Here is an 8201-nt window from a genome sequence, read left to right as displayed (position 1 = left end):
GATATCCATTAAAAATACGGGTCGATAATGGGCCAGAATTTACAGGAAAAACCTTTATAAACTGGGCTAAATCACATGATATAACCATTGATTATATCCAGCCCGGTAGCCCTTATCAAAATGGCTTTATTGAACGATTTAATCGTACCTATCGTACTGAAGTACTCGATTTATATCTTTTTAACAACTTAGCACAAGCTAGGAAAATAACCGAAGAATGGCTAACGATTTATAACACCGAAAGACCGCATGAGGCATTAAATAACATGACACCGATTGAGTATAAAACACTAAAACAAGCAGCTTAATTTTCTACGTGAGTTGTGTACTAAGTTTGGGGTATTTACATTTTCCAACTACAGGTTCAGATGGATTGTATTTTGATTTGGATATTATTGGCGCCGGAGATGCACGTCAGTTTAGCTGGAGAGTTATCACAAATGGTGATATAGGGGCAACGATAAGATGGAGGTTGTCAAACCAAGGTGTAAACGAAGATAGATGGATTACTGATAAAGTAAAATATGTAACGCGGGTAACGTTGCATGGTCCAGAGGCAAGAAGCCAGTGGAACGATGCTAATCCTAGTCAAATTACCGTGCCATCTTTGCCACAGAAATTTGAGTTGGTGGGTAGAGATAGTAGTGGTAATGAGTTGAGGTATGGATTTGTGTTGAAGCAGTGGTTCGTTAATCGGGGCTCTAAAACGGTTAACGTTCCAAGACAAACCACATGGTGTGATAGTTTGGGTTATCGTATGCCGAAAGTAAGTGATTTAACCAATGCGACTTGTTCTGGTTGGAATTCAGTAAGTGATTGTCGAGGTGCAGTAGGAGCTACGCCGTCGTCTGGTAATAATGCCTACCAGCGTCGCATAGAGGCAGGATTTTTCACGGAGTGGGGCTACATGGACCACTACGCTGATGCGGACTTTGTCGACGGAAGATACTGGACGAGTGACGTGATAAGCAATTCCTACAACTTCTATGTCTACACAAGTCGTGGCGATATCAACAGCATTTATAGAACACTAAGTTACTATGGTGTTTGCACCACACCTTAGTTTTTAGTGTTTAAGTGTTTATGGAGTAAAAGCCATGTAAAAAAGAATCAAGCCCCCGCGTAAGTAGGGGCTTTGAGCAGGCAAAGTTTGCGAGCTCAGCGGTTTAAAGCTGTGGCCTATTTTAGCTTTGGTGAATAAAATAGCTACAGTGCCCACGTCCGAGCAAAGGTAATTAGAGCAAATCCCCTTTGCAATCACGCTTTGGCTACCGAATGTGGCCTTCGGCTATTCTTCGCAATTATTCGTATCATCCTGATACTCGCCTCTACAAGGCCATCTTCGCTGTGCTCAGATGTTCAAATTTGTTCCAGACAAATTTGTCTGACGCCGAAACAAGACAAATAACATAGCCTTAAGTCGTGTTTATAAGTGACTTTTTTTATAAAAAACAATGCAAAAAACCTCAAAAAATCAGTCAAAAAAATGTTGGTTTTATTGAAGTTTTTATTTGTTTTTTTACAAAAAAACAGATTTACCCTTCTACATCACTCGATTAACTGTATTTAATATAGCCACATCGTGCGCTTTCTTTTATAATATTGATCTATTTTTTCCCTATTTTTGGCTTAAAAAGAGTAATTTTTATGAAAATTTTGGCTGGCTGCTCTGCGTTATCTGCATTTCGTATTAGTAAAATCTTATCTACTTGCTGTGAAAAATCTATCCCTGTTATCAATATTGAAGCCCAATACCTGCATTTTGTTGATTTGGCAGGCGATTTGACGGCTGAACAACAGTTAACGTTAGATAAATTATTACAATACGGTCCCAAGAGTGCACAAATCAATGTCAACCAAACAGCTAGCAAGCAACTTTTTTTAGTGACTCCAAGAGCAGGAACGATTTCGCCTTGGTCGTCAAAAGCAACTGATATTGCGCATAATTGTGGTTTATCACAGATTCGCCGTATTGAGAGGGGAATTGCTTATTATGTACAAGTAAGTTCAGAATTAACCGATTGCCAAAAAAATGATTTTGTAGCATTAATTCATGATCGCATGATGGAAGCGGTCTTTAGCCATGTTGAGCAAGCCGAGCAGTTATTTCATGTTGAATCACCTGCGCCAGTGACAATCATTGATTTATTAGGTCAGGGGCGTGCGGCATTAGATGAGGCTAATCTTAAATTAGGTTTGGCGTTAGCATCTGATGAGATTGATTATTTAGTTGAGAACTTTAAAAAACTAAATCGTAATCCTACTGATATTGAGCTTTATATGTTTGCACAAGCCAATTCTGAGCATTGTCGTCACAAGATTTTTAATGCCGATTGGGTTATTGATGGGGTAAAGCAGCCTAAATCACTGTTTAAGATGATCAAAAATACTTTTGAACACACTCCTGATTATGTTTCGTCCGCTTATAAAGATAATGCCGCAGTGATGGATGGTTCAGTCGTTGGGCGCTTTTTTGCGGATAATGAGAATAAAACCTACTGCTATCATCAAGAATATGCAGATATTTTAATGAAAGTTGAAACACATAATCATCCAACAGCTATATCACCTTGGCCGGGTGCGGCAACGGGCAGTGGAGGTGAGATTCGTGATGAAGGGGCTACTGGTCGAGGTGCTAAACCTAAAGCCGGTTTAGTAGGGTTTTCAGTTTCTAATTTACGTATTCCTAATTTTGAACAACCTTGGGAGCAAAATTTTGGTAAGCCTGATCGCATTGTGAGCGCCTTTGATATTATGATGGATGGCCCTTTAGGTGGTGCGGCGTTTAATAATGAATTTGGTCGTCCGGCTTTGTTAGGGTATTTCCGTACTTATGAAGAAAAGGTTAATAGCCATAATGGCGAGGAGCTTCGAGGTTATCATAAACCAATTATGTTAGCTGGTGGTATGGGTAATATTCGCCGTGAACATATCCAAAAAGGTGAGTTTCCAGCTGGCTCTAAGTTGATTGTGTTAGGTGGCCCTGCTATGAATATTGGCTTAGGTGGTGGGGCGGCTTCGTCTATGGCGTCGGGTCAGTCTGATGCTGATTTGGATTTTGCTTCTGTTCAGCGTGATAATCCTGAAATGGAGCGCCGTTGTCAGGAAGTTATCGATCGCTGTTGGCAACTTGGTGAAGATAATCCTATCTTATTTATTCATGATGTTGGTGCTGGTGGTTTGTCTAATGCAATGCCTGAACTTGTTAGTGATGGTGGGTGTGGCGGTCAGTTTGAGCTTCGTAAAATACTTAGCGATGAACCAGGTATGTCACCACTAGAAGTTTGGTGTAATGAATCGCAAGAGCGTTATGTGCTTGCGATTCATCCCGATAAATTGGCATTATTTGCTGAACTTTGTCAGCGTGAGCGTGCACCCTATGCGGTGATTGGTGAGGCGACCGTCAATAAGGCGGTTACCTTGCATGATGAGCATTTTAATAATCATCCCATCGATTTGCCATTAGATGTGCTACTTGGTAAAACGCCTAAAATGCAACGTGATGTTAAAACTCACCAAGCACATGGCGATAATTTTTTAACGTCTGAAATTAATTTATATGATGCGGTCAAACGTGTTCTACATTTGCCAACCGTTGCCGAAAAGACCTTTTTAATTACCATTGGCGATCGTTCAGTGACGGGTATGGTTGCTCGTGATCAAATGGTCGGACCTTGGCAAGTACCGGTTGCTGATTGTGCTGTGACTACTGCAAGTTTGGATAGTTATTATGGTGAGGCTATGTCAATCGGTGAGCGTGCGCCAGTTGCGTTACTTAATTTTGCTGCATCAGCAAGGCTTGCAGTTGGCGAGGCAATTACTAATATTGCCGCAACCAATATTGGTAATATCAAACGGATTAAGCTTTCAGCTAACTGGATGGCGGCGGCAGGACATCCGGGCGAAGATGCTGGTCTTTACCAAGCTGTTAAAGCTATTGGTGAAGAGCTATGCCCAGCTTTAGGGCTTGCGATTCCTGTTGGTAAAGATTCGATGTCCATGAAAACGACATGGCAACAAGATGGTGAGCAACAAACCATGACTTCACCATTATCATTGGTGATTTCGGCATTTGCCCGTGTTGAAGATGTGCGTAAAACAGTGACACCACAATTGCGTACTGATCAGGATAATACATTATTGTTGGTTGATTTATCGAAAGGCCATCAAGCACTAGGTGCCACCGCACTAGCCCAAGTGTATCGCCATTTAGGGCAAAAAACAGCGGATGTCCATGATCCTAAAGAGCTGCTTGCTTTTTATAATGCGATTCAGGCTTTAGTAAGCCAAAATGCTTTGCTTGCTTATCATGATCGTTCTGATGGTGGACTGTTTGTGACATTGGCTGAAATGGCTTTTGTTGGACATTGTGGTGTTGATGTAGATATTGCCTCGTTAGGCCATGATGTGATTGCTTCGTTATTTAATGAAGAATTAGGCGCAGTTATTCAAGTAGCTAATAATCGTTTAGATGATGTGATGGCTTGCTTTAAGCAGTTTGGCTTATCTCATGCGGTTCATGTTCTTGGTAGTGCTAAAACTGGTCAACAAATTATTGTACGTGATAACTCGGCTACGGTATACAGTGAATCACGCTTAACCTTGAGAACATGGTGGGCGCAAACGACATGGCAAATGCAACGTTTACGTGATAATCCTCAATGTGCAGATCAAGAACATCAAGCTAAACAAAATGAAGATGATCCAGGATTAAATGTGCACCTAACTTTTGATCTGCAAGCCGATATTGCAGCACCTTATATTGCTAAAGGAACAAGACCAAAAGTCGCTGTTTTACGTGAGCAAGGCGTTAATTCACACGTTGAAATGGCGGCAGCATTTGATAGAGCTGGCTTTGAGGCAATCGATGTTCATATGACAGATTTACTTTCTGGTCGAATTACACTTAGTCAATTTAGTACACTGGTTGCTTGTGGTGGCTTCTCTTATGGTGATGTTTTAGGAGCAGGTGAAGGTTGGGCTAAATCTATTTTATTTAATGAAAAAGTGCGTGATGAATTTGAACAATTTTTCCATCGCAAAGATACTTTATCGTTAGGGGTTTGTAACGGTTGTCAGATGATGTCGAATCTTAAGGATCTAATTCCGGGAGCGGATTTATGGCCTCGTTTTGTTCGTAATTTGTCAGAACGTTTTGAAGCTCGTTTTAGTTTAGTGCAAATTCAATCAAGCCCGTCGTTGCTATTTACTGATATGGCTGGTTCGCATATGCCAATTGCTGTTTCACACGGGGAAGGACGTGTTGAAGTGGGTGATGATGTTCATTTAAGCCGTTTAGAAGCATCCGGATTAGTTGCCGTACGTTATATTGACCATTTTGGCAAAGTAACACAGCAATACCCTGCTAATCCAAATGGTTCGCCAAACGGTATTACTGCAGTGACATCTCAAGATGGACGGGCAACTATTATGATGCCACATCCAGAACGGGTATTTAGAACGGTAACTAATTCATGGCATCCTGATAACTGGGGTGAAGATAGCCCTTGGATGAGAATATTCCGTAATGCTCGTAAGCAATTAGGTTAAATAAAACAAAGATCGCCGATAATGGTGTCGGCGATATGTTTATTTGTTGAGTAGTTTAAGCAGTAACTGAGTGCTTTTGTCTTTCGATAAGTGGCTGCGCTAAAATGTGATCCATTTTTCGTAATAGTGCGTCTGTTTCTTCCCAGTTAATACATGCGTCAGTCACAGATACGCCATATTTAAAGTTTTCTGGTGGTTGTTCGGAAGGCTGATTTCCTTCAAATAAGTTACTTTCGATCATTACGCCAATAATCGAATTATTGCCTTTTTCTATTTGCTCAATAATGGAATTAGCAACAATAGGTTGATTTCGATAATCTTTATTTGAATTCGCATGGCTACAGTCAATCATTAAGTTAGGCAATAATCCTGCTTTTTGCATTTGCTCTTCACATAATGATACGCTTTGCGCATCATAGTTAGGCGTTTTTCCACCACGCAAAATAACATGGCCGTGTGGATTGCCTGTTGTTTGTAAAACCGTTACTTGTCCTTGTTGGTTAATTCCTACAAAACGATGAGGCATAGAGGCTGATTTCATGGCATTAATTGCAACATCCAAACTGCCATCAGTTCCATTTTTAAAACCAACAGGCATTGAAAGCCCCGAGGCCATTTCTCGATGCGTTTGTGATTCAGTAGTTCTTGCTCCGATTGCAGACCAACTAATTAAATCACCAATGTACTGTGGTGTGTTGGGATCTAGTGCTTCAGTTGCAATAGGCAAGCCAATTTGAGTAATATCAAGCAGTAATTTACGGGCTTTTTTTAGTCCATGCTCAATATCAAATGAGCTATCCATGTGAGGATCGTTAATCATACCTTTCCATCCTACAGTTGTGCGTGGTTTTTCAAAGTAGACTCGCATAACTATAAATAAGTGGTCTTTGACTTCGTCTGATAATTTTTTTAATTTATGGGCATATTCAATTGCCGCAATAGGATCGTGAATAGAGCAAGGACCACATACAATAAGCAAGCGGTGATCACGTCGCTCTAAAATATCCACAACAGTTTGGCGTGATAAGGCAATTTGGTTTTCTAAATCATGAGAAAGAGGGTAAAGCTGTTTGATTTCTTCAGGTGTGATTAACATATGCTCGTCTCGGATTCGAACATTATTTAAAGCATCTTTTAACATTTTATTTTCCTTGTTAAAATCATTTATATTTTTATATGTAAAATAATAATTACACGGACAGTTATTATGTAAACACAAAATTACATAATAGTAAATGGGATTTTCATTATTTATCCAATCATAGTTGTTTTATAATTTGTTATTTAATTATAAATTTAGTTTAAAAAGTTAGTGTAATACTAACCAAAGTTAATATCGTAATAAAATATTTACATTTCAATGGCAAATTTTTAATAGCTATTTTTATGAAATGAACGCCATATTATTTTGCTGATAATAAGGCGTTATTTGGGGGCGACTATGTATATTTATTGTTGTAGTTTTTTATTATTGTAAATGATGCAACTATTGGTTATCAATTATAGATTAAGTTAGTAGTATAGATTGAATTACCATGTCTTTATCAATGCCATCCATCACCTCGACATGCCCAATCTTAGTGGGTACAACCAGTCGTAATTGTCCAGATAGTACTTTTTTGTCTCGTAACATGTGGGGAAGGTAAGATTCAATTGGCATTTGTGCTGGTCTGTTAACAGGTAGCTTAGCGCGTATTAACAAGTTTTTAATTCGATCTATATCTGTTTGTGTTAATTTGCCAAGTAATTTGGCAGTTTGAGCTGCCATTAGCATTCCGACACTGACAGCTTCGCCATGTAGCCAGTTTCCATAGCCTAATTCCGCTTCTATGGCATGACCATAAGTATGACCAAGATTTAAAATTGCGCGCATGTTTTGTTCTGTTTCGTCAGCGGCAACTACTTGAGCTTTGAGTTCACAGCAATGGTAAATACAGTAGCTTAATGCATTAATATCTAGGTTTAGTAAATCGTTGATGTGTTCTTCTAACCAATCAAAAAATTTAGCATCTAAAATAATGCCGTATTTTATAACTTCGGCAACTCCAGCCGAAAGCTCTCTTCGTGGTAATGTTTTTAAACAACTGAGATCAATCACTACCGATTGTGGTTGATAAAATGTGCCAATCATATTTTTACCCAGTGGGTGATTGATCGCTGTTTTCCCCCCTACCGAGGAATCAACTTGTGATAGTAGCGTTGTCGGTACTTGAATAAACTTAATTCCACGTTGATAAGCTGAAGCGGCAAATCCTGCAACGTCACCAATCACACCGCCACCAAGTGCGATAAGTATACTACTGCGAGTATGATTGTTTGCCAGTAACGTTGTTAAAATACTATTCCATGTTTCTATGGTTTTATATTTTTCACCGTCAGGAACAACAACTGAATCGGCTTTTACACCATGCTTTTCAAGCATACCAATTAGTGTATGTAAATAAAGTGGGGCGATGGTTTCATTGGTAGCAATGAGTACTCGTTGGCCTGCTTGGAGTTTAAAATGTTGAAATTCGCTTAGTAGATTTTCACCAATTGTGATTGGATAACTGCGTTTAGCTAGCGCCACATTTAATATTTTTTGCATATTAATTTCCAGACAAGTCAAAGTGGATTTATTGTTGCATGTTAGCGATAAAAAAGTGGCAGTG

Annotated in this window: 5 protein-coding genes; 3 read left to right on the top strand and 2 right to left on the bottom strand. The window is 39.4% G+C overall.

Going from position 1 to position 8201, the window contains the following annotated elements; genetic code table 11:
* The 3 genes from A9G31_RS10340 to purL all read left to right on the top strand — a co-directional run.
* On the top strand, positions 1 to 308 hold a 308-nt coding region (locus tag A9G31_RS10340), incomplete at its 5' end, for an integrase core domain-containing protein (RefSeq protein ID WP_141671333.1).
* Positions 309 to 316: 8 nt separating this feature from the next.
* Positions 317 to 1063 (top strand): hypothetical protein, encoded by a 747-nt coding sequence (locus A9G31_RS10335; RefSeq protein WP_065561575.1) that lies wholly within the window; start codon positions 317 to 319, stop codon positions 1061 to 1063.
* Between the two features lie 584 nt (positions 1064 to 1647).
* The gene (gene purL / locus A9G31_RS10330) at positions 1648 to 5550 is read left to right on the top strand and encodes a phosphoribosylformylglycinamidine synthase (RefSeq protein ID WP_065561574.1); all 3903 of its coding nucleotides are present in this window, start codon (positions 1648 to 1650) and stop codon (positions 5548 to 5550) included.
* Positions 5551 to 5605: 55 nt separating this feature from the next.
* On the opposite strand, the gene A9G31_RS10325 is transcribed toward purL, so the two are convergent.
* Positions 5606 to 6691: a 3-deoxy-7-phosphoheptulonate synthase gene (locus tag A9G31_RS10325; RefSeq protein WP_065561573.1), complete on the bottom strand. Its 1086-nt coding sequence runs from the start codon at positions 6689 to 6691 to the stop codon at positions 5606 to 5608.
* A 366-nt stretch (positions 6692 to 7057) separates the two neighbouring features.
* The gene (gene aroB / locus A9G31_RS10320) at positions 7058 to 8137 is read right to left on the bottom strand and encodes a 3-dehydroquinate synthase (RefSeq protein WP_065561572.1); all 1080 of its coding nucleotides are present in this window, start codon (positions 8135 to 8137) and stop codon (positions 7058 to 7060) included.
* Positions 8138 to 8201: the final 64 nt, after the last annotated feature.

Source organism: Gilliamella sp. Gris1-4 (assembly GCF_001690335.1).
Taxonomy (GTDB): Bacteria; Pseudomonadota; Gammaproteobacteria; order Enterobacterales; family Orbaceae; genus Gilliamella; species Gilliamella apicola_P.
Note: the sequence above shows the minus strand (reverse complement) of the source record. Positions and strands in the feature narration are given on the sequence as shown.